23 protein-coding genes, 9 tRNA genes and 1 pseudogene are annotated in these 26,825 nt (G+C 45.9%); 16 read left to right on the forward strand and 17 right to left on the reverse strand.

The features are described 5' to 3' along the window. The 4 genes and pseudogenes from L1D23_RS20730 to hemW form a co-directional block, all read left to right on the forward strand. Window positions 1-229 (forward strand): annotated as a pseudogene (locus L1D23_RS20730) (IS4 family transposase); the annotation flags it as partial. 446 nt (window positions 230-675) lie between these two features. Further along, the gene (locus L1D23_RS20735; protein WP_239871287.1) at window positions 676-1,107 is read left to right on the forward strand and encodes a DUF4426 domain-containing protein; all 432 of its coding nucleotides are present in this window, start codon (window positions 676-678) and stop codon (window positions 1,105-1,107) included. 39 nt (window positions 1,108-1,146) lie between these two features. Continuing rightward, entirely contained in the window at window positions 1,147-1,749 is a 603-nt protein-coding gene (locus tag L1D23_RS20740; protein ID WP_239871289.1) for an XTP/dITP diphosphatase, read from the forward strand. Further along, window positions 1,749-2,927 (forward strand): radical SAM family heme chaperone HemW, encoded by a 1,179-nt coding sequence (gene hemW / locus L1D23_RS20745; RefSeq protein ID WP_239871292.1) that lies wholly within the window; start codon window positions 1,749-1,751, stop codon window positions 2,925-2,927. The genes L1D23_RS20740 and hemW overlap by 1 nt, the downstream gene beginning before the upstream one ends. A 93-nt stretch (window positions 2,928-3,020) precedes the next feature. Here hemW and glsB read toward each other — a convergent pair whose 3' ends face one another. Together glsB and trmB are read right to left on the reverse strand one after the other, a co-directional pair. Continuing rightward, window positions 3,021-3,941 (reverse strand): glutaminase B, encoded by a 921-nt coding sequence (gene glsB / locus L1D23_RS20750; protein ID WP_019277252.1) that lies wholly within the window; start codon window positions 3,939-3,941, stop codon window positions 3,021-3,023. A gap of 100 nt (window positions 3,942-4,041) precedes the next feature. Further along, window positions 4,042-4,761: a tRNA (guanosine(46)-N7)-methyltransferase TrmB gene (gene trmB / locus L1D23_RS20755; protein WP_239871295.1), complete on the reverse strand. Its 720-nt coding sequence runs from the start codon at window positions 4,759-4,761 to the stop codon at window positions 4,042-4,044. Between the two features lie 187 nt (window positions 4,762-4,948). On the opposite strand from trmB, the gene mutY reads away from it, so the two are divergent. From mutY to L1D23_RS20815, 12 genes are all read left to right on the forward strand, one after another. Beyond that, window positions 4,949-6,004: an A/G-specific adenine glycosylase gene (mutY, locus tag L1D23_RS20760; RefSeq protein WP_239871299.1), complete on the forward strand. Its 1,056-nt coding sequence runs from the start codon at window positions 4,949-4,951 to the stop codon at window positions 6,002-6,004. Between the two features lie 19 nt (window positions 6,005-6,023). Beyond that, window positions 6,024-6,296: an oxidative damage protection protein gene (locus tag L1D23_RS20765; protein ID WP_006958274.1), complete on the forward strand. Its 273-nt coding sequence runs from the start codon at window positions 6,024-6,026 to the stop codon at window positions 6,294-6,296. Window positions 6,297-6,370: 74 nt separating this feature from the next. After that, window positions 6,371-7,507 (forward strand): membrane-bound lytic murein transglycosylase MltC, encoded by a 1,137-nt coding sequence (gene mltC / locus L1D23_RS20770; RefSeq protein WP_239835127.1) that lies wholly within the window; start codon window positions 6,371-6,373, stop codon window positions 7,505-7,507. 103 nt (window positions 7,508-7,610) lie between these two features. Then, window positions 7,611-7,686: transfer RNA gene (locus tag L1D23_RS20775), tRNA-Phe, on the forward strand. Window positions 7,687-7,740: 54 nt separating this feature from the next. Continuing rightward, a tRNA-Thr gene (locus L1D23_RS20780) sits at window positions 7,741-7,816 on the forward strand. Window positions 7,817-7,823: 7 nt separating this feature from the next. Continuing rightward, window positions 7,824-7,899 (forward strand) — tRNA-Phe (locus tag L1D23_RS20785). Between the two features lie 37 nt (window positions 7,900-7,936). Beyond that, window positions 7,937-8,012, forward strand: a tRNA-Asn gene (locus L1D23_RS20790). A 377-nt stretch (window positions 8,013-8,389) separates the two neighbouring features. Continuing rightward, window positions 8,390-8,465 (forward strand) — tRNA-Phe (locus L1D23_RS20795). A gap of 54 nt (window positions 8,466-8,519) precedes the next feature. Continuing rightward, window positions 8,520-8,595 (forward strand) — tRNA-Thr (locus L1D23_RS20800). Window positions 8,596-8,613: 18 nt separating this feature from the next. Beyond that, a tRNA-Asn gene (locus tag L1D23_RS20805) sits at window positions 8,614-8,689 on the forward strand. Window positions 8,690-8,728: 39 nt separating this feature from the next. After that, a tRNA-Thr gene (locus tag L1D23_RS20810) sits at window positions 8,729-8,804 on the forward strand. Window positions 8,805-8,808: 4 nt separating this feature from the next. Next, window positions 8,809-8,884: transfer RNA gene (locus L1D23_RS20815), tRNA-Asn, on the forward strand. A 200-nt stretch (window positions 8,885-9,084) separates the two neighbouring features. On the opposite strand, the gene tldD is transcribed toward L1D23_RS20815, so the two are convergent. The 15 genes from tldD to L1D23_RS20890 form a co-directional block, all read right to left on the reverse strand. Next, window positions 9,085-10,530 (reverse strand): metalloprotease TldD, encoded by a 1,446-nt coding sequence (tldD, locus tag L1D23_RS20820; protein WP_239835126.1) that lies wholly within the window; start codon window positions 10,528-10,530, stop codon window positions 9,085-9,087. Window positions 10,531-10,539: 9 nt separating this feature from the next. Continuing rightward, window positions 10,540-11,358, reverse strand: coding sequence for a carbon-nitrogen hydrolase family protein (locus tag L1D23_RS20825; protein ID WP_239871303.1), 819 nt, complete (start codon window positions 11,356-11,358; stop codon window positions 10,540-10,542). Between the two features lie 9 nt (window positions 11,359-11,367). Further along, window positions 11,368-15,246: a YhdP family protein gene (locus L1D23_RS20830; protein ID WP_345779113.1), complete on the reverse strand. Its 3,879-nt coding sequence runs from the start codon at window positions 15,244-15,246 to the stop codon at window positions 11,368-11,370. A gap of 7 nt (window positions 15,247-15,253) precedes the next feature. Then, window positions 15,254-16,723, reverse strand: coding sequence for a ribonuclease G (gene rng / locus L1D23_RS20835; protein ID WP_239835124.1), 1,470 nt, complete (start codon window positions 16,721-16,723; stop codon window positions 15,254-15,256). Between the two features lie 22 nt (window positions 16,724-16,745). Further along, a complete protein-coding gene (locus tag L1D23_RS20840) occupies window positions 16,746-17,306 on the reverse strand; it encodes a Maf family protein (RefSeq protein ID WP_275667395.1) in 561 nt (186 codons plus the stop codon). Window positions 17,307-17,309: 3 nt separating this feature from the next. After that, window positions 17,310-17,798 carry a rod shape-determining protein MreD gene (mreD, locus tag L1D23_RS20845; RefSeq protein ID WP_239871306.1) on the reverse strand — a complete coding sequence of 163 codons (489 nt, stop codon included), beginning with the start codon at window positions 17,796-17,798 and terminating at the stop codon, window positions 17,310-17,312. Then, window positions 17,788-18,675: a rod shape-determining protein MreC gene (mreC, locus tag L1D23_RS20850; protein WP_239835122.1), complete on the reverse strand. Its 888-nt coding sequence runs from the start codon at window positions 18,673-18,675 to the stop codon at window positions 17,788-17,790. Before mreC ends, mreD begins: the two co-directional genes overlap by 11 nt. Window positions 18,676-18,732: 57 nt before the next feature. Then, entirely contained in the window at window positions 18,733-19,776 is a 1,044-nt protein-coding gene (locus L1D23_RS20855; RefSeq protein WP_004747218.1) for a rod shape-determining protein, read from the reverse strand. A gap of 154 nt (window positions 19,777-19,930) precedes the next feature. After that, entirely contained in the window at window positions 19,931-23,407 is a 3,477-nt protein-coding gene (locus L1D23_RS20860; protein ID WP_239871309.1) for a DUF6701 domain-containing protein, read from the reverse strand. Beyond that, on the reverse strand, window positions 23,404-23,826 hold the full coding sequence (locus L1D23_RS20865) for an MSHA biogenesis protein MshP (protein ID WP_239871311.1): 423 nt from the start codon (window positions 23,824-23,826) through the stop codon (window positions 23,404-23,406). Before L1D23_RS20865 ends, L1D23_RS20860 begins: the two co-directional genes overlap by 4 nt. After that, window positions 23,798-24,571 carry a type II secretion system protein gene (locus L1D23_RS20870; protein WP_239871314.1) on the reverse strand — a complete coding sequence of 258 codons (774 nt, stop codon included), beginning with the start codon at window positions 24,569-24,571 and terminating at the stop codon, window positions 23,798-23,800. The genes L1D23_RS20865 and L1D23_RS20870 overlap by 29 nt, the downstream gene beginning before the upstream one ends. Next, window positions 24,571-25,137, reverse strand: coding sequence for a prepilin-type N-terminal cleavage/methylation domain-containing protein (locus L1D23_RS20875; protein WP_239871317.1), 567 nt, complete (start codon window positions 25,135-25,137; stop codon window positions 24,571-24,573). Before L1D23_RS20875 ends, L1D23_RS20870 begins: the two co-directional genes overlap by 1 nt. Further along, on the reverse strand, window positions 25,115-25,612 hold the full coding sequence (locus tag L1D23_RS20880) for a prepilin-type N-terminal cleavage/methylation domain-containing protein (RefSeq protein WP_239871321.1): 498 nt from the start codon (window positions 25,610-25,612) through the stop codon (window positions 25,115-25,117). The genes L1D23_RS20875 and L1D23_RS20880 overlap by 23 nt, the downstream gene beginning before the upstream one ends. A gap of 149 nt (window positions 25,613-25,761) precedes the next feature. Next, on the reverse strand, window positions 25,762-26,199 hold the full coding sequence (locus tag L1D23_RS20885) for a type II secretion system protein (RefSeq protein ID WP_239871323.1): 438 nt from the start codon (window positions 26,197-26,199) through the stop codon (window positions 25,762-25,764). Window positions 26,200-26,233: 34 nt separating this feature from the next. Further along, the gene (locus tag L1D23_RS20890; protein ID WP_239871326.1) at window positions 26,234-26,809 is read right to left on the reverse strand and encodes a prepilin-type N-terminal cleavage/methylation domain-containing protein; all 576 of its coding nucleotides are present in this window, start codon (window positions 26,807-26,809) and stop codon (window positions 26,234-26,236) included. Window positions 26,810-26,825 lie beyond the last annotated feature (16 nt).

Genomic DNA, 26,825 nt, shown 5'->3' on the forward strand with positions numbered 1-26,825 from the left:
CTTACCTAATGAAATCAGCTTTAAGTACGCTTGCCAATTTATAGCCAGCCAGCTCAAAATGATGAGTAAAGCGGTGTCTTTAGGTAACACGCCGAAACGCTTAAAGAGCCTTCGAGGAGATTTATCTATCCTCTTTATAGACAAACGCCCTAAGCCAAATCGGCCTAGGGCGGTAAAAATATCAAAGACCCGATACCCTGTTAATCGCTACGCAGCTCCTCTTAAGTGAACTACGTTGCGCTCTTGAAGCGGGCTTTTTCGTTAAAGCACTTTGTTTTCCAGTCGTATGATGCGTTCATTGTGCCTCCAGATATAGCGACAATCAGCAGCATCGACGGGGAAAACCCCATTGAGTTTAGGTATAGCAGCAGCTCGACCATATCTAGATAAACTCATTGCAAAAAGTTTCCCATAAACCCATTGCTACCGGAATGGTCGTGCCGATGATACCGCCGTATTGCACACCTTCAGCCGTAATACTCGCGGCAATCAGCTCAAGGTGACCAGTAAGGCTATCCCCTTTTTCGTGGACGGTTGATCTAAGTATCCATTGATCATCTAAAAACCTTCACAGAGTGAGGATCCAAACGTATGATCAGGCGTAAAAATAATAAGCATGTAGTCGTATCATTTACGCTGCTCTTTTCCTCTGTAGTAAGCCATTAAGGAAGCATCATGAAAAAATGGATCACGTTAGCGCTGGCCAGTCTTTTAGCCCTACCCGTATGGGCGGGTCAGTTTAAGACTATCAAAGATGTCGAAGTTCACTACTCCGCATTTAACTCCACATTCATAACTCCGCAAGTCGCACGCAGCTATGAGCTGAAACGAAACGGCTACTCAGCGATCATTAATATCAGTGTGCTAGACAACTACCAGGCTGGTAAACCGCCTATAACCGCTAAAGTTAGTGGCAGCGCTAAGAACTTAATCGGCCAAACTAAGACACTTGAGTTCCGTGAAATAAAAGAAGGCTCTGCGATTTATTACCTCGCTGAATTCACTATTTCGGACGAGGAAAACCTAACATTCAATATCGATGTTAATGCTGGTAATAAAGGCACGGGCAGATTAAAGTTCACCCAGAAATTTTATGTGGAAGAGTAACGGCTGAACGCCCTTCCCAATATAGGCACAAACAAGATTATGAATGCACAAAAAATTGTCCTAGCGACAGGTAATCAGGGCAAAGTTCGTGAGATGGCCGACCTGCTGGCAGATTTCGGTTTCGATGTCGTGGCACAAAGCGAATTTAATGTCTCTGAAGTTGCTGAAACTGGCACAACATTTATTGAAAACGCCACCATCAAGGCACGTCATGCAGCGAAAGAAACTGGATTGGCGGCCATTGCCGACGATTCAGGCCTTGAAGTCGACTTCCTAAAAGGAGCCCCGGGCATCTACTCTGCACGTTATGCCGGAGAAGGCGCGAGTGACCAGCAAAATCTAGAGAAGCTGCTTGATGCAATGCAGGGCGTTCCGCAGGAGCAACGTACTGCACGCTTCCATTGTGTATTAGTACTAATGCGTCACGAATTAGATCCAACCCCGATCGTCTGCCACGGTAAGTGGGAAGGCCGTATTCTGACTGAAGCTCAGGGCGACAATGGTTTTGGTTACGATCCAGTTTTCTTCGTTCCAGAAGATAACTGTGCTTCAGCAGAGCTTGAACCAACACGTAAAAAGCAACTTTCTCACCGTGGTAAAGCGCTTAAGCAGCTGTTTGCGACACTTTCTGAGCAGCAATAATGAGCCAGTTGATTCCACCGGCGCTGAGCCTTTATGTCCACATCCCTTGGTGTGTGCAAAAATGCCCGTATTGCGACTTTAACTCGCACGCGTTAAAAGCCGACATCCCAGAGCAGGAGTACATCGCTGCTCTACTAGAGGACCTTGATACTGATATCGAGCGTTATCAGCTTAAAACCAACCCACGGGCACTCCACTCCATATTTATCGGTGGAGGGACGCCAAGTCTCATCTCAGCGCAAGGAATCGCTGATTTACTTGCTGGCATAGAAAAAAGAGTCGCGTTTAAAGACGACATTGAAATCACCATGGAAGCGAATCCAGGCACGATTGAAGCGGAGCGCTTCGCGGGGTATCGCAAAGCTGGAGTGACGAGAATTTCGATTGGTGTGCAGAGCTTCGAACAGCAGAAGCTCGAACGTCTTGGGCGAATCCATGGTCAGGATGAAGCCGTCAATGCCGCGAAACTGGCTCACAAGATTGGTTTAAATAGCTTTAATCTTGATTTAATGCACGGTCTGCCAGACCAAACCGTAGAGCAAGCACTCGCGGATCTGGAGAAGGCGATTGAGCTTAACCCACCACATCTTTCGTGGTATCAGCTCACTATTGAGCCCAATACTATGTTCCACTACAAGCCGCCTGTTCTGCCCGATGACGATGACTTGTGGGACATTTTTGAACTCGGCCACCAAAAGCTGACTGAAGCGGGTTACGTTCAATACGAAATTTCCGGCTACAGTAAGCCAGAGTATCAATGCCAACATAATCTCAACTATTGGCGCTTTGGTGACTATCTCGGTATTGGCTGTGGCTCGCATGGCAAACTCAGTTTCGCTGATGGACGTATCATCCGCACAACTAAGGTCAAGCACCCGAGAGGCTATCTGGCAGCATATCAGAATATGGTAAAACCCTACCTAGATAGTGAAGCCGATGTCGCTAGCGAAGATCGCCCTTTCGAATTCTTTATGAACCGGTTCCGTCTGATGGAAGCCTGCCCTAAGCAAGACTTCTTAGATACAACTGGCTTGGGTTTTGAATCGATTCAGGAAACCATCGACTGGGCGAAAGAGATGCAATATCTCAGCGAGTCTGATACGCATTGGCAAATCACAGAAAAAGGAAAGCTGTTCCTTAACGATTTACTCGAAGCGTTTATGGCGGAAGAGGAATAAAAAGGCTGGAATAAATTTAAAGGGTTGACGATATGGTCAACCCTTTTTGCTTTTCATCGTTCCAAACTTGTCTCCGCTGTCTCGGAGCGAAGTTTAGAATATCGAGCGGCCAATTCGCTCAGCGAGTAGCTCTAGTGCTCTGGTCCCCGCGAGAGAGTTACCTGAAGGGTCCAGCTCTGGAGACCAAACCGCAATCGTCATCTCCCCCGGTACGATAGCGATAATACCGCCACCAACACCAGATTTCCCCGGCATACCGACTCGGTAGGCGAATTCACCAGCGCCATCATACAAGCCACATGTTGCCAGCAAAGCGTTAAGCTGCTTGGTTTGAGTAGGCGTCACCACAGGCTTGCCTGTTTGCACTGAAGTACCTTTATTAGCCAGATAACTGAATGTTTTCGCTAAATCGACACAGCTCATCTTCAAAGCACACGCATGGAAGTAGTTATTCAGTACTGGGATTACATCATTGTCAAAGTTGCCAAAAGAGCGCATCAGATACGCAATCGCCGCATTGCGATCGCTGTGCATCATCTCGGATGCTGCAACTATCTTGTCGTAACAAATATGAGTATCGCCCGACAGTTGGCGGACAAACTCCAGCAAGCGTTGTCTCGGTGCAGACAAGCGACTTTGCAGCAAATCGGCAACCACTATTGCCCCAGCATTAATGAAAGGGTTACGTGGAATTCCCTGTTCCATTTCAAGCTGAATCAGAGAGTTAAACGCTTGACCAGAAGGTTCTTTACCTACCCGAGCCCAAATCTCATCAGGAGTATACAACCCCATTGCCAACGTTAAACTTAACGCTTTAGAAATGGACTGAATTGAAAAAGGTTCATCGGCGTCACCAGCTTTGATCACTTCTCCCTTATTGGTGAAGACAGCAATTGCCAGTTTGTTAGCCGGAACTTTTGCTAGTGCAGGAATATAATCGGCAACTTTTCCCTGACCGATAAGCGGCCTGACCTCTTGCAGGATGTCGGCTAAAATTTCTTTTGTCGGTTTCATTACTTACCTATATTTCAAAGGCTTATTATTTTTCTTGTAGGGTCAAAAAAGCCAACATCAAAATGTTGGCTTTCTCATTCGCTTTTATTTCGCGGGTGACTTAGCTAACACACTTAAACTTAATGTCCCACACTCCGTGACCTAAACGGTGACCACGTGCTTCAAACTTGGTCAGAGGACGATCTTCCGGACGTGGAACAAAGTCACCATCCTCGGCGATGTTCTCATATCCAGGCGCTTGATTCATCACCTCAATCATATGTTCTGCGTAATTTTCCCAGTCTGTCGCCATGTGGAAGATGCCTTCACCAACTGAGAGTTTTTGGCGCACCATTTCAGCAAAATCTAGCTGTACGATACGGCGCTTGTGGTGGCGCTTCTTGTGCCATGGGTCTGGGAAGAATAATTGCAGTGTTGCTAGGCTGCTGTCTGGGATCATGTTAGCAAACACTTCCACAGCATCGTGACACATCACTCGTAAGTTGGTCAGGCCAGCTTCACGTGCATCAGCAAGACATGCGCCCACACCAGGGCTGTGAACTTCAATACCAAGGAAGTTTTTCTCAGGCGCATTTTTCGCCATTTCAACCAGAGATGCACCCATACCGAAGCCAATTTCCAGTACCACAGGGTTGTCGTTACCAAATACTTCTTTCCAATCAAGAAGCTTTTCTTGGTAATCAATACCCATTGTCGGCCAGCATTCATTCATTGCGCTTTCCTGACCTTTGGTCAAACGGCCTTCACGACGCACAAAGCTGCGTACTTTGCGTATCAGTTTACCGTCTTCATTGTATTCGTTAGTGGTCACTTCACTCATGATTCTGCCTGTCTAAAAATTGCTCTCGACTTAAAGGGATTGTGATTATCCAAAGAATCGACACTGGTGCAAGTATTTTAGGTCATTTCTCGCAGAATAAACCCCTACTCTTTATCGGTTGTACTTTAGACAGTTTCTATGGTGCAATTTTAGCTAACTCAATAAATATAAAATTACAGAGCAAGTCGTGACTCCTTTTGCTAACGCCATCCTAGAATGGTACGAAGACTACGGAAGAAAAAGCCTTCCGTGGCAACAAGATAAAACTGCGTATAGTGTCTGGCTGTCTGAAATTATGCTTCAGCAGACTCAGGTCACTACCGTGATACCTTATTACCAACGCTTTCTCGAACGCTTCCCGACTGTCGTAGATCTTGCCAATGCAGAGCAAGATGAAGTGCTTCACCTATGGACAGGGCTCGGCTATTACGCACGAGCGCGTAATTTACATAAAGCTGCGAAGATTGTGGCAGAGCAGTATCAGGGCGAATTCCCTCTCGATATTGAGCAGATGAACGCCCTACCGGGTATAGGTCGTTCTACCGCAGCGGCTGTATTGTCTTCTGTCTATAAACAGCCACACGCCATTTTAGACGGCAATGTGAAGCGTACACTGGCGCGTAGCTTTGCTGTTGAGGGCTGGCCGGGGCAAAAGAAAGTCGAGAATCAGCTTTGGCAGCATGCTGAAGAACACACTCCCGACACCGATGTCGATAAGTACAATCAGGCAATGATGGATATGGGGGCCATGGTGTGCACTCGCAGCAAGCCAAAATGTACATTGTGTCCTGTGTCTTCTTTTTGCGCCGCGTACAAACAAGGCAACCCTCTCGACTACCCTGGTAAAAAGCCGAAAAAAGAAAAGCCAATCAAAGAGACCTGGTTCATTATGCTGCATCACCAAGGGCATGTATGGCTGGAACAGCGCCCACAGTCGGGGATCTGGGGCGGGCTATTCTGCTTTCCAGAACACTCTGAAGCACAACTCGATCACCAACTGACAATGCGTGGCGTCCTTGATAAGGACATTCAACGTCGCGATCAGCTAATTGCTTTTCGCCATACCTTTAGTCACTACCACCTCGATATCACACCAATTTTGGTAGACCTATCAAAGCAACCCGATGTGGTGATGGAAGCAAGCAAAGGTCTTTGGTATAACTTATCGCAACCTGAAGAGATAGGTTTGGCCGCTCCGGTAAAACAGCTACTGGAAAGCCTGCCTTTCGAACTTCAATATTGATTAACTCTAAGGAGTCGTTATGAGCCGCACTGTATTTTGTGCTCGACTACAAAAAGACGCAGAAGGTCTGGATTTTCAACTGTACCCAGGTGAACTCGGTAAGCGTATTTTTGACAACATTTCTAAGCAAGCTTGGGCAGAGTGGCAACACAAGCAAACCATGCTGATCAACGAGAAAAAGCTCAACATGATGGATCCTGAGCACCGTAAATTGATTGAAACAGAGATGGTCAACTTCCTGTTTGAAGGTAAAGATGTCCATATCGAAGGCTACACGCCACCAAGCGAATAAGGTTTTCCCTTTAGGTTAAGGATAGAGAGAATGACATCAACGCGTTGCTTTGATGTCATTTTTTTAGGATAAATATGAAGAAGTTAGCTTACTTTTTTCTGGCAATGATACTCACTGGTTGTAGCCGTGAGTTTATTGAAAACATCTATGATGTAAACTATGAACCCACCAATCGTTTTGCCAAGAACCTAGCCGAGCTACCCGGCCAATTTCAAAAGGATACAGAAGCCCTTGACGCCTTAATCAGCAGCTTCTCCGGTAACATTGCAAAACGCTGGGGGCGCGGAGAAATTAAGTTTGCTGGTAAAAGTAACTATGTAAAGTACATCGACAATTACCTTAGTCGTTCGGAAGTCAATTTCGACAAAGGCACCATTATTATCGAAACCGTTTCGCCTACTGACCCAAAAGGCCACCTTAAAAATGCGATTGTTACCACTCTACTAACCCCAGATGATCCTGCAAACGTCGATTTATTCTCTTCCAAAGATATCAAGCTAGAAGGTCAGCCGTTCCTATACCGTCAGGTCGTCGATCAAGATAACAAACCTATTCAATGGTCATGGCGAGCGAACCGTTTTGCCGATTACCTGATCGCCAACAAGCTCAAAGTCAAAGATGTCGACTTCAAAAAAGCCTATTACGTTGAAATTCCTATGGTTGAGGAACAATTTGAAATTCGCAGCTATAAATATGCGGATATTGTCCAACGCGCTTCACGCCGTTACGGTATACCTGAAGATCTGATTTATGCGATTATCAAAACAGAAAGTAGCTTTAACCCGTATGCAGTAAGCTGGGCCAACGCCTACGGTCTGATGCAGGTGGTGCCTAAAACCGCAGGGCGCGATGTATTTAAGTTGGTGAAAAAGAAATCCGGACAGCCGTCTCCAGAATACTTATTCAACCCAGAAAATAATATCGATACCGGTACTGCGTATTTCTACATTCTCAAAAGCCGTTACCTAAAAGATGTCCGTCATCCTACTTCTCTAGAGTACAGCATGATCTCCGCTTACAACGGTGGCACTGGCGGAGTACTCAATACCTTTAATCGTAGTGACAGAAAACGAGCAATGCGCGACCTCAATTCACTACAACCAAATCAGGTTTACTGGGCACTGACCAAAAAGCACCCCAATGCAGAAGCTCGTCGTTACTTAGAAAAAGTCACAAAATTCAAAAAGGATTTTAACGCTGGTAAATCATAAGCACTAAAAACGCCTAAATTATCGGCACTCAACCACTTTTTTGAATTTTTTTCTAAAAACAAGTTGACGGCAAGACGGAAAATCCGTTTAATAGCGCTCCGTTGCCCGGATAGCTCAGTCGGTAGAGCAGAGGATTGAAAATCCTCGTGTCGGTGGTTCGATTCCGCCTCCGGGCACCACAATTTTGTTATTGTTGGTGCTTAGCACGAACAGTTAGTAAAAGAATACAGTGTGCCGACTTAGCTCAGTAGGTAGAGCAACTGACTTGTAATCAGTAGGTCACCAGTTCGATTCCGGTAGTCGGCACCATTCTTTTGCCTCGATAGCTCAGTCGGTAGAGCAGAGGATTGAAAATCCTCGTGTCGGTGGTTCGATTCCGCCTCGAGGCACCATTATTTGGTGTTTATCTGAAGAGATGACACAAATAATTCCCCCTTAGTTCAGTTGGTAGAACGGCGGACTGTTAATCCGTATGTCGCAGGTTCGAGTCCCGCAGGGGGAGCCACTTTCAAAAAGCCAAGTCGAAAGACTTGGCTTTTTTCGTTTCTAACTGCGACTTACTTGTTCCAAGTAAATATCTCAGAGCTGGCCGCCCGTGTTGAGTCCCAACATAGGGCCATATTAGAAATAGCTCAGGTCACTTTTCCTTTAGGCGCAGATTCTGTAGTCAAACAAGTGAAAAGCACGCTTTAGAGCATACTTTTTTGTCTCTTTAAAACCACTATTCCCTACTCTCTCAAGTATAACTTCTGTTGCTAGCTATACACTTCTTATTCGAAATGAGCAAAAACAGCCCATTAAGTATAGAAAAACAACAAACGATATTTTTTTTGCAATTTAATGTTGACCTCTAAGACGAAAAGCCTTTTAATACACCTCGTCGCCCGGATAGCTCAGTCGGTAGAGCAGAGGATTGAAAATCCTCGTGTCGGTGGTTCGATTCCGCCTCCGGGCACCACAATTTATTAATTGTTGGTGCTTTAGCACGAACAATAGTTAAAGAATACAGTGTGCCGACTTAGCTCAGTAGGTAGAGCAACTGACTTGTAATCAGTAGGTCACCAGTTCGATTCCGGTAGTCGGCACCATTTCTTTAAACGAATAATTCCCCCTTAGTTCAGTTGGTAGAACGGCGGACTGTTAATCCGTATGTCGCAGGTTCGAGTCCCGCAGGGGGAGCCATTTTCAATTGATGAGCAAATGCTTGTTGATTAAAAAGGCGCCGACTTAGCTCAGTAGGTAGAGCAACTGACTTGTAATCAGTAGGTCACCAGTTCGATTCCGGTAGTCGGCACCATTATTCCCCCTTAGTTCAGTTGGTAGAACGGCGGACTGTTAATCCGTATGTCGCAGGTTCGAGTCCCGCAGGGGGAGCCATATTCAAGAAGCCAAGTCGAAAGAGTTGGCTTTTTTCGTTTTTAACTACGACTTACTTGTTTCAAGTAAATGTCTCCATTCTGCACGTCACCTCTCTTCACACATTGAAAATAGCAAACCTAAAATAAGAACTACGAAACTAAAAAAGGGCTGGCACGTAGGCGCCAACCCTTTATAAATAGCTATATTTCTTGAGGCTATTACTCAGTGCCGCCCACCGTCAAAGAATCCAGCTTCAATGTCGGTTGTCCTACTCCCACAGGCACGCTCTGACCCGCTTTACCGCAAACACCCACACCTCGGTCAATACTAAGGTCATTACCGACCATAGAGACTTGCTGCATCGCTTCAATACCTGAACCGATCAGTGTCGCACCTTTTACAGGGCGAGTAATCTTACCGTCTTCAATCAAGTAGGCTTCTGAAGCAGAGAAGACGAATTTACCGGAAGTGATATCCACCTGACCACCACCAAAGTTTGGTGCATACAGTCCCTTCTTCACTGTTGAAATAATCTCTTCTGGCGTGTGCTGCCCCGGAAGCATGTAGGTGTTGGTCATACGTGGCATTGGAAGGTGCGCATAAGACTCACGTCGGCCATTACCCGTCGGCGCAACGCCCATTAAACGTGCGTTGTGCTTATCCTGCATGTAACCTTTAAGTACACCATTTTCAATCAAGGTGTTGTATTGTCCCGCAACCCCTTCATCATCAATATTGAGAGAACCACGTAGATCTTTTAGAGTGCCATCATCAACAATGGTACAAAGATCAGACGTCACTTTTTCTCCAACCTTTCCACTAAACACAGAAGATTCCTTACGGTTAAAGTCGCCTTCCAACCCGTGCCCTACCGCCTCATGAAGCAGGACACCAGGCCAGCCTGAGCCTAATACAACTGGCATTGCCCCTGCAGGTGCAGCTTCCGCTTCAAGGTTAACTAGCGCCATACGAATCGCTTCATCAGCGTAGTGATAGGCTACTTTGATACCCTGCTCTTCAGTCAAAAAGAAGTCATAACCAAATCGGCCGCCACCACCAGCACTACCTCTCTCACGACGTTCGCCTCGCTGAGCCAATACACTAATAGACAAACGCACCAGTGGGCGAATATCTCCGGCATAAGTGCCGTCTGTTGCGGCGACAAGCATCTGCTCATGCACACCGCTTAAGCTTACCGACACTTCTTTAATCAAAGGCTCTTTGGTACGGATATACGCATCCAGTTCTTTCAGCAGCTGTGTTTTTTGTTCTTTCTCCCAGCTCTCAAGTGGGTTTACTGCAGCGTAAACCTGCTGATTGTCACTGCGCTTAAATGCCTGAACCTGAGCATTCTGCCCCTGCTGAGCAATGCCACGAGCCGCAATCGCACTTTGCTTTAAGCCTTCAAGCTGAATTTGGTCTGAGTAGGCGAAACCTGTTTTCTCACCAGCAACCGCTCGCACACCGAGACCACAGTCGATGTTAAACGAGCCATCCTTGATGATACTGTCTTCCAGAACCAATGATTCATGCCAGCTCGACTGAAAATAGATATCTGCGTAGTCAATCTGACGACTGGCAATGCTCGCTAAGGTCTCTGCAATGTCTTGCTCGGTCAGACCAGCCGAGTTTAGCAATGCATCTTCTACTTGGTTTATTGTCATACTTCGCTCTTAAACATGTAAATGGTTTTGGAACCGGGTGTGGCTGAGAGTCGGCATCGCCTTACGGATGTCATCTACTCTCTCTAAATCAATATCCACTAACAAATTTTGCGGTTGAGTGTCGAGACGAGCAACCACCTCTCCCCAAGGAGAAATTGCCATGGAATGCCCCCAAGTTTCTCGCCCACAAGGATGAACCCCAGTTTGATTGACTGCAATCACCCAACTCTGAGTTTCTATCGCGCGTGCTCTGAGTAAAGGCTCCCAATGCGCTTCACCTGTCACAGCCGTAAATGCAGCAGGCACCAGTAATACATTGGCACCTCGTCGCACCAGCTCATTGTATAGCTGTGGAAAACGAACATCATAGCAGATTGTTAAACCTAAATGAGCGATAGGCGTATCGACCGATACAATTTGTTCTCCCGGCTTAAAGGTTTCGGATTCGCGATAACGCTGATGTGAATCGGCAACATCGACATCAAACATATGCAGCTTATCATAGTGTGCGATGAGCTCACCTTGAGGGCTGAAGACTAACGAAGTCGTAGTCACATCATTACCACACCGAATCGGCATGCTCCCGATGACTAAAAAAACAGAGTGGCGCTTAGCTGTCTGCGCTAGCTTTGATTGAATCGCTCCCTGATTCAATGGCTCGGCCATCGTATGGTAATCCGTTCGATTACCAAACACTAGGCAGTTTTCTGGGGTGACCACCAGCTTTGCTCCCGATTTAGCTAAATCAGCGACTTGCTGTTGGATATAGGCCAGATTTTGTAGAGGATCTGGTCCTGAGGTCATTTGAATTAGTCCCACTCGTTCCATGAGCGCTCCTTACTCTTTCGTTGCTTCGCGTAAATTTTCCGGCAGCTTAAACTCACCTTTGCTTCGCGACAGCTCTTTAACCACTGGCGCATCCAGCGGGCCTTTGACTTCGTAGTTAACCTGAGTAAAGACCTCGACTACAGGTGAAATCACCGTGGTAATAGCCAAAACATACAAAGCGGTTTGCGGTGTGACAGCAAACGCTGTCAGTACTGGGATACCCGATGTAATATCAGGAACAAAGTTTACCTCCGCATCCACAGTACGTGAGTTTAAGTTTGCCAACCCCTTAATGGTCATCTCACCTGCAACAGCATCCATCTTAATATCATTGGTCAGAAAAATACCATTTTTAATCTCACCGCTGCCGGTAATGGAGTTGAACGCCATGCCGTTGTCGAATACATCACTAAAATCGAGCTGCATTTTTCGAATAATGGAATCTAAGCTAAAGAGGCCGAGTAGCCGCGCTGCCCCACTCACATCTGAAATTTGACCTTTACCTAGCTGAGTCGATACATGCCCTTGGAGAGTATCGACCCTCATCGACCATGGAGAACCATCCCACTCAATTTTTGAGTCAATCTCAAACGGCGCTTGCTGAATGCCAGATGTTATGCCGAAGCGCTCCATCACATCGCTGTTGTTTTCACCTGACATCGAGATATTAAAATTGGTGTGACTGGTTTCTTTTGTCAGTCGCCACGAACCATTCATATCCACCTTATTCGCGCCGCTTTGGAAGGAGAGTTTTTTCCACTCAAGACGGTCTCCTTGACGCTGAAGATCTAAGTGTGTTTTCCCCACTTTATAGCCTTGTAGCCAGAAATCATCGATAGTAAGCGTGATATTGGGTATCTGCTCATGGAAGGTTCGCTCAAAATCACTGATCAACTCTTTCTGATCTTTGCCTGCTTCAAACAGCGACGTATCTTTGTACTCTGTATCTAACGCTGGGATATAGACATGTAACCTATCGAGCGCGATGGAGAGATCATAAGGTTCAATATAGCTTGCCTCACCTGCGATCTCTTGGCTTTCAAGGCTCATATGCCAACCCAGATTTTTGCGCTTAGCGGTGAAATCAACATCATTCCATTCTATCCCAGCCAAAGTCAGTTCCCCTACATCCAACTCCAATCGATTTGGCATCGGAATTTCGGGCGTATTCATAGTGTTTAGAACCGCTTTATGGGTACTTGATGTAGGGGGGGAAAGACGTTCTGCCCACTGCTCAATATCTAACTTATCCGTGCGGATCTGAACTTGATGACCCGCTACCGGGCTCATTTTAAAACTGCCTTTACCTAAAATCAGGTTTGTTGCTTTTAACACCGGAGTCTCTGGGCGAATGTCAATTTCAGCCTGATACTTCAAATTCGGCAACTGAAGACGAGCCGTAATACTTTCCTGATTCCCCGAGGCCTGCATACTGGCTTCACCAGCCTGATGTAATTCTTTATTGAGTGGATAAGGATAGTGACTGCTCACCAGCTTCAGGTCAGCACGAGTATCCAGTTGGTAAGTAAAGCCGACGTCATTAAGCTGGATATCAACTCCCATTCGCCACGGTGCATGGCCATCGAGAGGCTCAGTCCAACGCCCACCGAGATAAGGTGTCAGAGGTTTCAAATCCCAATCACCAACCGCATCAATATTTACGCTGTAGCCTTGACCTGCATTTTCACCAGCAAAGTCTATCGCTACTGGTTGTTTCAACAAGCGCGCTGACAAACCTGCCGCACTGACGACGTCATTATCAAATTCGACTCGGCCTGAAACCGTTTCTAGTGCTACTGGAGGCGTCTCAATTGTAACCTGATTTTCATCCAAGTCAGCGAAGCCCCAAGCTCGTACTTCCTCATCAGAGCTAAACGGTATATTGAGCTTAAAGCTGGATGTCACTTTGCCATCCACCTGCACCGCTGTTAAAGCAGCCCCTACAGAATCAACCAATGGCGTCGCCGTCATATAATCTCGAACTGCATTACCTTGTGCGACTGCACTCGCTTCTATTTCGATATGACCACCGGGAGCAAGCTCAGGTATACGGCCAGTAATTCTAGTGGCCTCTACATCCATTAAAGTTGCACTACGTGAGTCGAGGTACATAGCATCGTTTTGGAAGAGTAGATCTAGTTGTAAATCTGTAATGGTGGGCCAAGCTGTATCAAAGCTGAACTGGGCTTGCTTCAACCCAGCCCAAGCCTGAAAAATGCCATCATTATTGTGGTAGGGAAAGTCCGCTAGCTCACCGTACCAGAGTAACTTGGCCGTATTCACTTTTCCGCCTTGAATCGCCGTCGAAAGGTAATCGGTTAAGTCTCGCCCAAGGGCCAAAGTCGGCAAGTAACGCCAAGTTTCCCCTGCGTTATATACATCGGCTTCGGCGTAAAATGACAGAAACGGGCTTTTATCATTGGGAAAATCGAGTCTAAACGCACCGAGCACCTGAAGATCGGGTGTAGCCGCCGTTACCTTATCCGCCCACAAACTCCAGCCATCTTTGTTGTTCTGCCAAACCATATCCACTTGGCCTTGCTTGATGTTCAACGGAGCCTGAAAGACCTCTCCATAAGGCAATACATCATCAATTAAAGTCACACTGGCTTGAGCTTGATGAACATCACCTGATATTTTCGCCGCAAGCTGGTGAATACCCGGCAGCAACTCCCATTGCTTCATAGAGCCATCAGTAAGCTCTGCTGAGTATTTGAGTGAATCCAAAGCTTCACCGCTCATCGAAACCCTAATATCTTCTACTAAGCCTCCAAGGGCTAAAGTCTCCAAGAGCTGAGTCGTTTTTTTGGATTCTGGCGCCAGTTTAACCAAAGGCAGGATAGCACTAAGATCAAGTTGAGAGATGTTGAGCAGCCAGTGTTCTGGCTGCCACTGATAAGCCATATCTAGCTCAGGCCATGGTTCACCATCCGTTTGTAACTGAAGTGAGTGAGCATTAACTTGCCAACCTTCCCCTTTAGGCTCCAGTTGTAAAATGCCCGACTCTATTAACAGCTCGTGTTCTTTTCCTTCTTTCCACGTCAGTTCTGAAGGTTCGAGCGCAACATAGGCATTAGTCGGTTTATTGTTCTGTAACGTAATCCAGCTATTTAAACTAACCTGACCTTTCTCTATCCCTGTTTCAGTCTTGAGGTACTTGGTTAGCCAAGGCGTTACTAAAACATTATCCACGGCCAAGTAGAATTCACCGCTCACTTCCGCTAGTGAACCATGATCGACAAAGTTAGCTTTAACCTGAGCAGAGTTTAGGTTGCTGTGAGCAATGCTAATCTCACCGTCTGCGATGTGGCGTCTGCCTTTGTTTTGCCAGAATAACTTCACTATTTCCAGTTCACGCTTTGAACCATCAATTCCCTGCAGGAATATTTCAGAATCCACCAGAGAGAAGCTATCTAGCTGACGCAGGAGAAGCTGATCTAATTGCTGAACAACACTCTTCTGCTCACCTTGCGGTTGCATGGCCGCTTTCTCACCCGACTTGACCCATTCGATGGAGCTGATATCCAATTTGAGGTTATGGATACTGAGGTCAGCAATCACTGGGCGCCTATCAATGAGAGACTGAATGAGATCAAATTCGACTTCAACCGTTTGTGCCGAAAAGTGAATACCACTACTTTCAGGCGTCTTCGCGCGTACATTTTGTAGAGAGACCGAAGGGTGCGTATTGCGCCAGAATCCACTGATGTTATCAATGTCGAAGTCCAGCTCTGAGCCTTGGTTGACCCAGCCCTGAATCTCACTTTGGAAGTGATTAAGCTGTGGCAAAGTAATGCGCAACGTGGTGATGGCAACAGCCATGGTGACCAATACCGTCACCAAGAGCCACATTAATACCTGAATTAAGCGTCTAGCTATGGTGTTCACAAAAAGCCTACATCATGACAACGTCAAATTGCTCTTGAATATAAAGGGGCTCAGTTTGAACTTTCACCTGCTTGCCAATAAAGACTTCCAGCTCCGCCAGCGCGTGCGATTCATCACCTTGCAGTGCGTCCGCAACGGAAGGAGAAGCGTAAACCACAAACTTGTCCGCATCATATGCCCGATTCACTCGAGTGATTTCACGAAGAATTTCATAACAAACCGTTTCGACCGTTTTCACACTTCCGCGCCCCTCACAAGTTGGACAAGTCGAACAGAGAATATGTTCAATACTTTCGCGTGTGCGCTTACGTGTCATCTCGACCAAGCCTAATTGCGTAAAGCCATTAATGTTGGTTTTGACTCGGTCTTTATCAAGGGCAGCTTCCAGTGAAGTAAGTACACGCTTACGGTGTTCTTCTGACAACATATCTATAAAATCAATGATAATAATACCACCAAGGTTACGTAAGCGAAGTTGGCGGGCAATCGCCTGAGTCGCCTCAACATTGGTATTAAAAATCGTTTCTTCGAGGTTGCGACGGCCAACAAAAGCACCTGTATTAATGTCAACCGTTGTCATCGCCTCTGTTTGATCAATGATCAGATAACCACCAGATTTGAGTTCCACTTTACGCTCCAGAGAACGCTGAATCTCATTCTCAGTGTCGTACATATCGAAAATAGGCTTATCACCGTCATACAATTCAAGCTTTTCTGTCAACTCAGGCACATACTCAGAGGTAAATTCTTTGAGGTTTTCAAATTCCAAACGAGAATCAACCAATATCTTGGTCAACTCTGTCCCCACAAAGTCGCGCAGAATACGTTGGGACAAGCCAAGTTCACCATACAGAGTGGAACGGGTTTTGTACTTCGAACGACGCTCATTCACTTTAGACCAAAGTCGTTTGAGGAATGCCGCGTCCTGAGCAAGTTCAGAATCATGCGCCCCTTCCGCAGCAGTTCGGATAATAAAGCCACCATCTTCATCGCAGTAATGACCAACGACTTTCTTGAGACGGTTACGCTCCTCTTCGCTCTCGATACGCTGTGAAACCCCCACATGACTTGCGCCTGGCATAAATACGAGATAACGGGAAGGTAAAGTAATGTCTGTGGTCAGGCGAGCACCTTTGGTCCCCAGCGGGTCTTTAACGACTTGGACGACAATATCCTGCCCTTGACGAACCAGTTCAGAAATATCCCTCACCTGAAACTGCTGCTTTTCATTCTCAGCCACACATTCAGTATGCGGAACAATGTCAGAGGCATGGAGAAACGCCGCCTTGTCGAGGCCAATATCAACAAAAGCGGCTTGCATGCCCGGTAGGACACGACTCACTTTGCCTTTGTATATATTGCCGACTATTCCACGCTTCGCCTCACGTTCAACATGGATCTCTTGTAGGGTTCCCCCTTCAATCATGGCCACACGAGTTTCACTCGGGGTCACATTGATTAGCAACTCTGCACTCATCGGCGCACCTCAAAATTTTAAATTATAAGAATTTGTGCAAGAGCTGGTCTGTTTCGAATAATGGCAGGCCTACCACAGCGTGATAACTGCCTTCAATACGCGTCACGAAACGTCCTCCAATACCTTGGATTCCATAACTACCAGCCTTATCGCATGGTTCACCTGTCTGCCAATATTGTTCTATCTCTTTTTCTGACAAAGACTTAAACCAAACGTCTGTAGTTACCACTACAGTTTCTTGATGTTCGTTTGTCGCCACTGTCACCGCAGTCATTACCTGGTGTGCACGCCCCGACAGTAGCATTAGCATCCTTTTAGCATGTTCCAGATCTTCCGGCTTTTCCAGAACCGTACCATCGCAAACAACAATAGTGTCTGAACCCAGTACGACAGCATCGTTATCAATGGCTACGCCAGCCATGGCTTTATCGAAAGAAAGACGAGATACATACTGAAAAGGCGTTTCTTGGACGGCTTGGCTTTCTTCAACATCAGTGCGAATAACGCTAAACGAATACCCGAGTTGTGACAGTAATTCTTTGCGCCTCGGCGAACCTGACGCTAGCACCAGTTTTTTCATCATCAATTATCTTATATGCCAATGGCGTCTGACTCTGCGCATTAATAGGAACAGCCAAGGCCAGAGAATACAGTTTATCAAGCCACTCCATAGTGACAGCAGATTAAATGAAATGTCTTGAATCAGGTACTCGCCCGAGAAGATCAACACATCAAGCAAGACGGAAAGCAAGCCGATCAGCATTGCCTGCTGCCACAACGCCATATTACGTAGTACAAGGAAATTAAGAGCCACGAGATACACCACAATGGACATCATCATGCCGCGGATCCCCAGTGTCGAGCCAAGCAAGAGATCCCAGAGTAGTCCAAGCACTAGCGCAGTACCCACATTGACTCGATGTGGCAATGCAAGAACCCAATAGCAAATCACCAAAAATAACCAAGAAGGTCGCAGCACATCCAGTACACCAGGCCAAGGAATCGTCTGCAGTGTTAAAGCAATTAAAAATGAAAAGGCAATGACCATTTTGCCTTTAAATACACTATTCGCCATTACCCACTACCTCTTGACTATTATCCGGTAAGGCCTGCTGAATTTTATCTTGCCGAGAGTCATTAGGCCAAATCAACAACAGATAGCGTAGACGTTCAAAGTCCACAACGGGCTCCGCCTCAATAGCCGCAAATTCACGTGCAGTATCACGAAGCACATCCACTACGTGCGCGACAGGGTAGCCTTCGGGGTATACACCTCCCAGCCCAGAAGTCACCAGTAAATCACCTTCCTGGATATCTAAACTGATCGGGATATGGTCTAGGTTAATCCGATCAATTTTACTGTTACCTGATGCAATGACTCGAATATCGTTACGTATTACCTGCACTGGAATCGCGCTCTGGCTGTCGGTAAGCAACAACACGCGGCTATTATGCGCTGACACAAATGTCACCTGACCCACAATCCCTTTTTCATTCGCCACAGGCTGACCAACATACACCCCATCGATCTGGCCTTTGTCGATAACAACCTGCTGTCGATATGGAGATGTGTCTACCGCCATGACTTCTGTAACGACCTTGCGCTCATCACGAACAAAGGAAGAACCTAGCAGCTTGCGCAATCGCTGGTTTTCTTCACGATACTGATCCAATAACAGCATGTCGTTTTTGAGACGCAAAATTTCACGTTTAAGCTGATAATTGCTCTCCATAAAGTCTTTACGAATATTGAAGCGCTCATAAGCGTCATCGAACATGGTGCGAGGAACGTCTGCGAGATACTGAATCGGCGCGACCATACTGTTGAGTAAATAACGTACTTGAGCAAATGCGCCTAAACGACTATCAGCCAGCATAAGGCTGGCTGATATAATGACTGCAAAAAACAGGCGTAATTGAAGTGAAGGTCCTCGGCCAAAAATAGGCTTCATTGAGTATGAGTTCCTTAATCGATCGAAGCAGCCTAGCGAATCACTAGGCCAACCCAATTATTCTTCACTGAATAGATCGCCACCGTGCATGTCGATCATTTCTAGAGCTTTACCGCCACCACGAGCCACACAAGTCAGTGGATCCTCAGCAATTACCACTGGGATACCCGTTTCTTCAGTCAGAAGGCGATCAAGATCTTTCAGTAGAGCACCACCACCTGTAAGAACCATACCATTTTCAGAAATATCCGATGCCAGCTCTGGTGGACACTGCTCCAGCGCAACCATCACAGCTGAAACGATACCTGTCAGCGGCTCTTGTAGAGCTTCAAGAATTTCATTGGAGTTTAGGCTGAAGCTACGTGGCACACCTTCAGCAAGGTTGCGGCCGCGAACTTCGATTTCTTCTACTTCATCGCCAGGATAAGCGGAACCGATTTCATGTTTGATCTTTTCAGCCGTTGCTTCACCAATCAAACTACCGTAGTTACGACGGACATAGTTGATGATGGCTTCGTCAAAGCGATCACCACCGATACGAACGGAAGACGAGTAAACCACACCATTTAGGGAGATGACTGCAACTTCTGTTGTACCACCACCGATATCAACAACCATTGAGCCTGTCGGCTCAGAAACACGTAAACCAGCACCGATTGCGGCCGCCATTGGCTCATCAATCAAATACACTTCACGAGCACCGGCACCAAGCGCTGACTCACGAATCGCTCGACGCTCAACTTGCGTAGAACCACAAGGCACACATACAAGAACACGTGGGCTTGGTTTCAGAACACTGTTGTCATGCACTTGTTTAATAAAGTGCTGAAGCATTTTTTCTGTTACGTAGAAATCCGCAATCACACCGTCTTTCATAGGACGAATTGCCGAAATATTACCTGGAGTACGACCTAACATTTGCTTTGCCGCATGACCGACAGCAGCGACGCTTTTGCCTGCTCTGTTACGGTCCTGACGGATAGCGACTACTGAAGGCTCGTCTAGAACAATACCCTGTCCCTTGACGTAGATAAGAGTGTTGGCAGTACCTAAATCGATTGATAGGTCATTAGAAAATATGCCACGAAGTTTTTTGAACATATTCTTCGCTCGTCCTGAAAGAATTAGAAGATAGAAAATTGCACTAAATGTACCAATGCCTTGCCTTATCAGCAAGGCATTGAACTATAAACATGGGCTGAAACCCGCAATTTCTAACAGATTCCTAACGAAAGTCGAAAAAAACGCCTTGTCTCTAATTCTGTTCATTCCACCAAATGACCCGATCGCTCCCTCGATAGAGACCAAATTGTGTCAGTCCTGAGGCGGTACTTTCAAAATTGCCATCGCCGTCTTCATCATCCCTTAGCCAAGGAAACAACGAATTCACATTGAGAGAAGTTGTAATCGTTCCATAACTGCCAGAACCCGGTGGGGTGAATTCTATCCAAGACTCACCACCACTAGCTGTCGCAGAAACGAGTGAAGCATTGACCTCTGGCTGAGTAGGGCTACCGTTAGTTACAACCGCATATTCCCCTGATGTAAATACAAAGTTTCCAATCGCCCCGAAGCTGGTGCATGAGTCATCGGTATTGGTTTCAAAGCGATCATTTTGATAGTGTTGTAATTCCAGTCGCTGCCTCACCGTTGCTATCTCAGAGCCATAGGTGTCGTTGATAAGCAAACGCCCCCAACGAAGCTGCATAGTGCCATCTACATTCTCAAAGGTAATACCTTGGCAAGCTCCTGAGTCGTTGGACTTCAAGCAAACGCCATCGGAATCAGTCACATCACTTGCAGTTAATACCAGTTGGAAGCTAGCAGTAAAAGGATTAATTGGTGTCGTTTCCTTGGTGTAGAAAATCATCTCATCATTTAACACCATGATGTTCTCATCAGAGGGAGTTCTCGTCACACTAGGAGAAGCCGTGGGGTCTAAAGCAATAGTTAAACCATTATCAGCGATATAGTTACGACTTCCCCAGCTATTACTGTAACGCCACCAATTACCGATAACATAATTTTCAATATCCGAACCATCAACGGCTTTAGGATTTAGCGTCAATGCAGGGTTAGTCGAATAACCAAATGATTGGCCAATATAGCTAAACTTCGGGAATTGAGAACAAGCCCCCAGCAGCACTGGCGTATTCAAAATACCAGTAGACGTCGCCGGAAGCTCAAAATATGCCGGAGTAAAGCGCCCGATATTACCTGTAGAGCCAGAGGCGATAGATTTAGTCGTCTTTCCATAAAATAAGCTAGGTGGAGCAACCGTAAAGTTAAACACCCCAACCTCAGAGACCGACTGTGTAACACTATTGGTACCATTCAAAATCGGAACGTGGTTGTAAGAAGTGGTGCTGATACTTCCTGTGTTGCCTATTGAGGGCTCAACCAAGCTATGGGTGATGGTAATATCACTATGTTTATAGTTAGGCGTCACTTCATCATCTTGATTATAAGCAGTGACTTTAAGAGTAAAGTTTTCTCCTGCCTTCGCAAAAACGCTACAACTTGTATCCGCACTACTACAAACACCTGTACCTCCAGAGGTATTCTCTACGCTGACAGTTAGGTATTTAGGCGCACTAATAAAATTACCACTCCCTGTTAGCTCTAACCCTTGTTCATCACCAGTACCATTAAATTTAGCATTGAGCTGCATGTGCCCTGCATCATCATAGTTAAGGTTAACCGATGCTTGCCCCGAGCTATTAAAGGCTAGGTTGAAGTTGGTGGCATCGGATTCGTTAATACCAATTTCTGTGCTTTCTACCGATACTTTGGGCTGACCTATTAAGTCAGCCCCTTCAACAGGGTCTAAGTACTGGCTCCATAGGTCAACACTCTTAGTGACATTAGCAAAACTAGGTACACATTGAGTGGCGCTATCACCTTGTTTAACCGCTTGAATCGTAGCTGTAACCGACTCTGCACCATATTTGTCAGGCACCTCAACCACAAAGCCACTTTCAGAAAAAACCACATCACAGTTGTCTGCACTGAAACCACTACCGTCGTCACATAAGTTGGTTGAGAATGGTCTCGCAGGAGGTGTCGAGCCCGTCACACCCAAGGTTAAAGTCCCTGGCTGGCCCTTTCTTATCTGGAAAGTACCTGAGCCGCCAGAAAAAGTTTTTACATTTCCACCGACCCACCCTCCACCGCCATCAACTGTCGCCGGAGAAAGAGTTGCAGTCACTGAATCAGTATATAGCTCAGTACAGGTTGCATTTTTGCAGGCCTTAATAGTCACCTCTTCTGCATTACAAGTGAGTTCTTGTCCGGTATGAGTTAGACGAAAATGATCGATTTGATCTTCTATAGGGCGGGAATTCAACGCACAAACCTGAAAGTTGTCTATCTCATGATTATTCGTTAAATCACCTGTAGAGCCTGTGATAGATAATAAAAAGTCTTCAGGCACTGCAGCTTGTGAGTATTGGCTATCCAGTACATCAATTGGACCAACAATCGTTTGCCAATCAGCATTACCAATTTTACGGAAGATCTCGACCTGAGATTGGTTACTCACCCTAGAATCAACCACAATTTTATAGCGATGTACTGATCCAGAATTATTATCATCGACGGTCGGAGATAAACAATCGCTGTTTTGATTAGTTTGACCGTTATTACAGGCACCGGCTAAATACCGATACCCTGTTTCATTAGAACCTGAGCCCCTTAGAGCGACTGACTGACGGCGCTGTCCAGGATCACTTCCCTCTCCACCTTGAGAAGAGAAATTCCCATATTCGTCGATACCAATACCTAACCAACCACCAGCGAACCCCGGTTCATTTGTCTTAAATCCATAACCTAGAGGACCACCAAATGCCCCCGCTCTTGGCGTTACTAATGCATCAGACAGTACAACTGCAATCCCATCCGCACCTGACCCATTGTAGGCAAAATGGTCAAATTCAATTTCAACCAAGTTATCTTTAGCTGGGAATAAGCGTTGATAGGTCGATGAAGTGGCCTGATTTTGAACTGCTTGGGTAAAGCGTAATCGGCTACTCACAATACCTGGCTGGAATGAACCACTACTGGTAGAAGTGACCCACAAATCAGACAAACTTCCTGAATTAAAGTCATCGGTGAAACATTCTAAAGAGACACTTGAATCTTCACACATACCAATGAGATCCGCATCCTCAATCGCATCAGGGTCTACCGTTACAGTACTATTACCAACGGTTGATAATGCGCCTCCAGAAGCTAGTGCTCCTGAAATTTCTGCATTACCAGCTACCTGAACGCTCCCAGCAACGTAGATAATGCCATTGATTTTGTTCTGACCCGCGATCTGCAAGCTGCCTGCGACATAAATAAATAAATCTTCAGGATTACCATCAAGGTTTAATTCAACATTATTTAGTTGAAGAGAGTCAAAATACAAACGAGTGGTGGCTCCATTAGTGGAGATTCTTGAGCCATTATTAAAATCGCCTGCAGCAAAACTGAAATCTCCCGGAGGAAAATTTGTGCCGACGATGGTTGTATCATTCACTCTACAGTAGTCGTACCCCCACCATGTTCTATAACAATCTAAGTCACCGTATTTATTGTCAATAATATCTGGCGGCGGTACTAAACCGCTTCCAGAATGGTTGCCAGAAGGAGGATCAGTAAAGACATCCGTACATTGAGGCACAGCATAAGCGGAAATCGGCATTATCAACCCAATGACACAATAAACTATTTTCCTCATTACGTTCATTGCCGCACTCCTACCTCAATAATTCTTTGCAACTGCCACCCTCCTACTTGACATATTCCTGTTGAAACCAACTGAAATACTTGCGTATTGTCATCCAAAGTCCCTAAAGCGTTGCACACCACAGAAGCCGTACACTGAGATAGGCCGCCGCCATTAAAATTAATTGTTTGTTGAACCCCAAGCTGACAACTGCCATCCGTTACGGGTTGGTAAAAGCGACTGATTTCTATCTGAGCGGCTGAGCGTGCCGCCATTTCCGCTCTTGTGCCTATCACTGCGGCAATAAGCTGATCACTGCTACGCTCTTGGTTTCTATTGGCAATAGCGGCCATAAACCCCACCACCACCACAATGATGAAGATAACCAGTAACAATCCACTGCCCTGTTGTCTACGGCGTGTTGTAGATAAGCGCATCATGATCAAACCTTATCTGCTCTCCATTATCAGAGAATGTTAACTCCATTTTTACCAAGCCATTTCGTTGCAATTGAGGTTCTGAGACCAAAAAATTCACTTGGTTAAGATTTCCAGCGACTCGAACACCACTACCCAACAACGCTGGTGTTAGAGAAGCCCTACCTAGATCATAGCCCGAATAACGCATTAGCTCATTGCCAACCAAGCAAAATGCGACTGGCTCTTGATAGAAATACAGGCGTTCAGCAGGGCTGAAGGTCGTAAAACCTGTGCTTACCGTCAGATCAACATCTACCATAGAAGACGTAGCGCCACTGGCCGTAAAATCAACATCACTTCTCACTTCAGCAACTTGACCGGTGCCATCAATCGTTTTTCTTAGCTCAGAGGCATCCGTTGGGTAAACGACAACACGCTCACCCGCGGTAATACTTTTGACCACAGGTAATACTCTGATCGACGCAGAGGCGGAGGAAGGGGTAGGAAGATCCATATAAATAGCAGTGTTGGTAATCGGCAGAATTTCAATGCAGTTATTTTCAACCACGACGCTGTTAGGGATCGCTTCACGAATTTCTCGACGTAGCCTTTCTGTGGCAAACCGCCCTTGTTGAATTAGCGCTTCTCTATTTGCAGAGTCGGAATAAAGCACTAATGACTGACGCACCACTTCCCCCACAAACAAGCCGACTATACCGAGTAAAGTAATTGACACCACCATCTCAATCAGAGTAAAACCACGCATCAAAAATTCCCTTTTGTCGCCGCGAAGGGGTAGGTATTCCCCTGCCGATCGGTAATAGTGACGTTGATTCTCTTGTAGTTTGTCATTGCGATCGATTCTACGCCTTGCATTGTTCCGCCGACTTCCTGCTCATAAAAAACCGTAATCGCAATATTATAGCCTTGGTAGCCATCATCGATGCTATTACCCAACACATCTTGAGCCGCTCCATTCAGCCCATCAAAGTCATCGACATCATTGTAGAGCGTTTTATCCGACTCTCCGGAATCCGATCCAAGGTTCGCCGCCGAAGTACATAACACTCGATCAGCCTGAGCAACAATGACGCATTCAGGTACTCCTCCATTCGTCCCAGAATTCTGATCAAAATGGCGCCCTAATACTTCGTCCAATACTGCACGCCCAAGCTCAGCAGCTTTGACCGACGCAACCTGGTCGGCACTTTGCTTACCTTTAGGGAAAAGGGCTATCGAGACACCACCGATTGCGATGCCAATAATCACGATCACCACCACCATTTCTAACAGTGAAAAACCCTTTTTTTTAGCAACTTGTCGGATTTGCAAAAATACCACCTTCTGAATTGATACAAATAAATCGGCTGGTTCCCGACTGACCTTGAATTGCTATTGTGCAAGAAGCCGCAGAGCATTGAGAAGGTCGCCCTAAGCTATCAAAGTCAATAAACCCTTGGGAGCTGGAATTGAGTGTTATGGACACATCCTCGACCTCAGCATCGACAAAGCTGCTGTCACTGGTGTCACCTGGGAAAACAGTATTACAGGCTCCAGAAGTTATTGAAGCTGCCATATCAATGGCTTGGTTTCCACTCAGAATCCATCTACCACACAAATTACTACGATTCATTGCTCTTAGCTGAGTTAAACGCAACGAAGATAATACTGCCTCTTCCATTAATTGGGCATCGAAGCTACTTTTGCCGAAATATCGGCTGGCCGCATAAACAGAGACAACCGCCAGCAGAACAATAACCATGATCAGTTCAATGAGTGTAAATCCTCGATCACGCTTAACTTTCATAGCATACCTAAGTAGTTAATTTTTCTTATTTGATTATAAATTAGAAAGGCTATTGATGAGGGAATTTGTGTGAGTTTTGAGAAGGTATTTAGAAATGGAATAGAAGTAGAGTGGCTTAAAGAAAAGGCCAGCATTGCTGGCCTTCGTATTTAACAATTATCGTCAACGACCGCAGTAGTAGCAGCAGCAGAACTTGTTGCCTGAGTATAGGTCACTGCGCAGGTCGCTGAAGTATTCGATTCAAAACCATACGTAATAGAAGAACCAGAACTAGCAGCAACAGCCCAATCAGTCGACAAGCCCGTAACAGCAGCACCGATACCTGTCGTTGTTGCAGCAGGGTAACCATAAACAACGTTGATACTATCTACAGAACCTGATGCTTGAGCTTCAATGCCATCAATGGCTGCTTTGCCATAAACAATACCAGCAGCACCATCAATTGCACCTTTTAATCCTTGTAGGGAAGCTTCGCGAGCATCACCTTGCAGGTTAAGAAAACGAGGTGCTGCAGTCACTGCAAGAATACCTAGAATAACAATCACCACGACCAATTCGATTAGGGTGAAACCGCCTTGTTTTTTCATAGTCTCAATCTCTCTGTGTTAAATGTCCGCAGTACTACTGCAAGGTTACGGTCACACGACCTGTTTTAATCTCATAAACAAACTGATGATCCGTACCACCTTCTTGTTGAATATAGGTACAAGTGTCATTTGAGTCATCAGCCTGTGCTGAATATTTTATATTTCCATTCGTGTTTGCATTCGATACTGTATCAACACTTGGTGGGTTTTGTAATAAGTTATTCATCAAGTCAATACACATCTGGTCAGTTAAGCTGGTTGGAAAACTCACATTGTCGGTATTTAAACCATAGGGATATCCGTCTCGAAAGCCAGTATCCGCATTACTGCCGTTTTGAGCGCGAGTCAGCCAAAAATCCACACCATCATAGTCAACTCGATTATACGTTTCAGTGTTGACTGTCACCGAAGGACGAGCCTCTGCTTCCCATTGCGCACGAGCGGATAACACGCCAGTAGCAAAGCCACCAGCCACACCTTCCACGCTAGCCTTTTTCGCTTCATCAGTAACATCTAAAAAGCGCGGCAAAGCAGCAACCGCTAATAGACCAACCACAACAATGACAACAACAAGCTCAACTAACGAAAAACCGAACTGCTTATTATGCATAATGATAAACTCGCTA

Source organism: Vibrio sp. Isolate24, from assembly GCF_022398215.1.
In the GTDB taxonomy this organism is placed as follows: domain Bacteria; phylum Pseudomonadota; class Gammaproteobacteria; order Enterobacterales; family Vibrionaceae; genus Vibrio; species Vibrio coralliilyticus_A.

What these genes read in the sequence shown, in the direction of transcription:
- L1D23_RS20825 (WP_239871303.1), bottom strand. Translation starts at nt 11,358, where the DNA reads ATGGAACGAGTGGGACTAATTCAAATGACCTCAGGACCAGATCCTCTA.
- L1D23_RS20885 (WP_239871323.1), bottom strand. Translation starts at nt 26,199, where the DNA reads ATGAAAAAACAAGGCGGTTTCACCCTAATCGAATTGGTCGTGGTGATT.
- L1D23_RS20870 (WP_239871314.1), bottom strand. Translation starts at nt 24,571, where the DNA reads ATGCGTGGTTTTACTCTGATTGAGATGGTGGTGTCAATTACTTTACTC.
- mltC (WP_239835127.1), top strand. Translation starts at nt 6,371, where the DNA reads ATGAAGAAGTTAGCTTACTTTTTTCTGGCAATGATACTCACTGGTTGT.
- L1D23_RS20855 (WP_004747218.1), bottom strand. Translation starts at nt 19,776, where the DNA reads ATGTTCAAAAAACTTCGTGGCATATTTTCTAATGACCTATCAATCGAT.
- trmB (WP_239871295.1), bottom strand. Translation starts at nt 4,761, where the DNA reads ATGAGTGAAGTGACCACTAACGAATACAATGAAGACGGTAAACTGATA.
- hemW (WP_239871292.1), top strand. Translation starts at nt 1,749, where the DNA reads ATGAGCCAGTTGATTCCACCGGCGCTGAGCCTTTATGTCCACATCCCT.
- glsB (WP_019277252.1), bottom strand. Translation starts at nt 3,941, where the DNA reads ATGAAACCGACAAAAGAAATTTTAGCCGACATCCTGCAAGAGGTCAGG.
- L1D23_RS20890 (WP_239871326.1), bottom strand. Translation starts at nt 26,809, where the DNA reads ATGCATAATAAGCAGTTCGGTTTTTCGTTAGTTGAGCTTGTTGTTGTC.
- L1D23_RS20840 (WP_275667395.1), bottom strand. Translation starts at nt 17,306, where the DNA reads ATGATGAAAAAACTGGTGCTAGCGTCAGGTTCGCCGAGGCGCAAAGAA.
- rng (WP_239835124.1), bottom strand. Translation starts at nt 16,723, where the DNA reads ATGAGTGCAGAGTTGCTAATCAATGTGACCCCGAGTGAAACTCGTGTG.
- L1D23_RS20735 (WP_239871287.1), top strand. Translation starts at nt 676, where the DNA reads ATGAAAAAATGGATCACGTTAGCGCTGGCCAGTCTTTTAGCCCTACCC.
- mreD (WP_239871306.1), bottom strand. Translation starts at nt 17,798, where the DNA reads ATGGCGAATAGTGTATTTAAAGGCAAAATGGTCATTGCCTTTTCATTT.
- L1D23_RS20880 (WP_239871321.1), bottom strand. Translation starts at nt 25,612, where the DNA reads ATGAAAGTTAAGCGTGATCGAGGATTTACACTCATTGAACTGATCATG.
- L1D23_RS20865 (WP_239871311.1), bottom strand. Translation starts at nt 23,826, where the DNA reads ATGATGCGCTTATCTACAACACGCCGTAGACAACAGGGCAGTGGATTG.
- L1D23_RS20765 (WP_006958274.1), top strand. Translation starts at nt 6,024, where the DNA reads ATGAGCCGCACTGTATTTTGTGCTCGACTACAAAAAGACGCAGAAGGT.
- mreC (WP_239835122.1), bottom strand. Translation starts at nt 18,675, where the DNA reads ATGAAGCCTATTTTTGGCCGAGGACCTTCACTTCAATTACGCCTGTTT.
- L1D23_RS20740 (WP_239871289.1), top strand. Translation starts at nt 1,147, where the DNA reads ATGAATGCACAAAAAATTGTCCTAGCGACAGGTAATCAGGGCAAAGTT.
- tldD (WP_239835126.1), bottom strand. Translation starts at nt 10,530, where the DNA reads ATGACAATAAACCAAGTAGAAGATGCATTGCTAAACTCGGCTGGTCTG.
- L1D23_RS20860 (WP_239871309.1), bottom strand. Translation starts at nt 23,407, where the DNA reads ATGAACGTAATGAGGAAAATAGTTTATTGTGTCATTGGGTTGATAATG.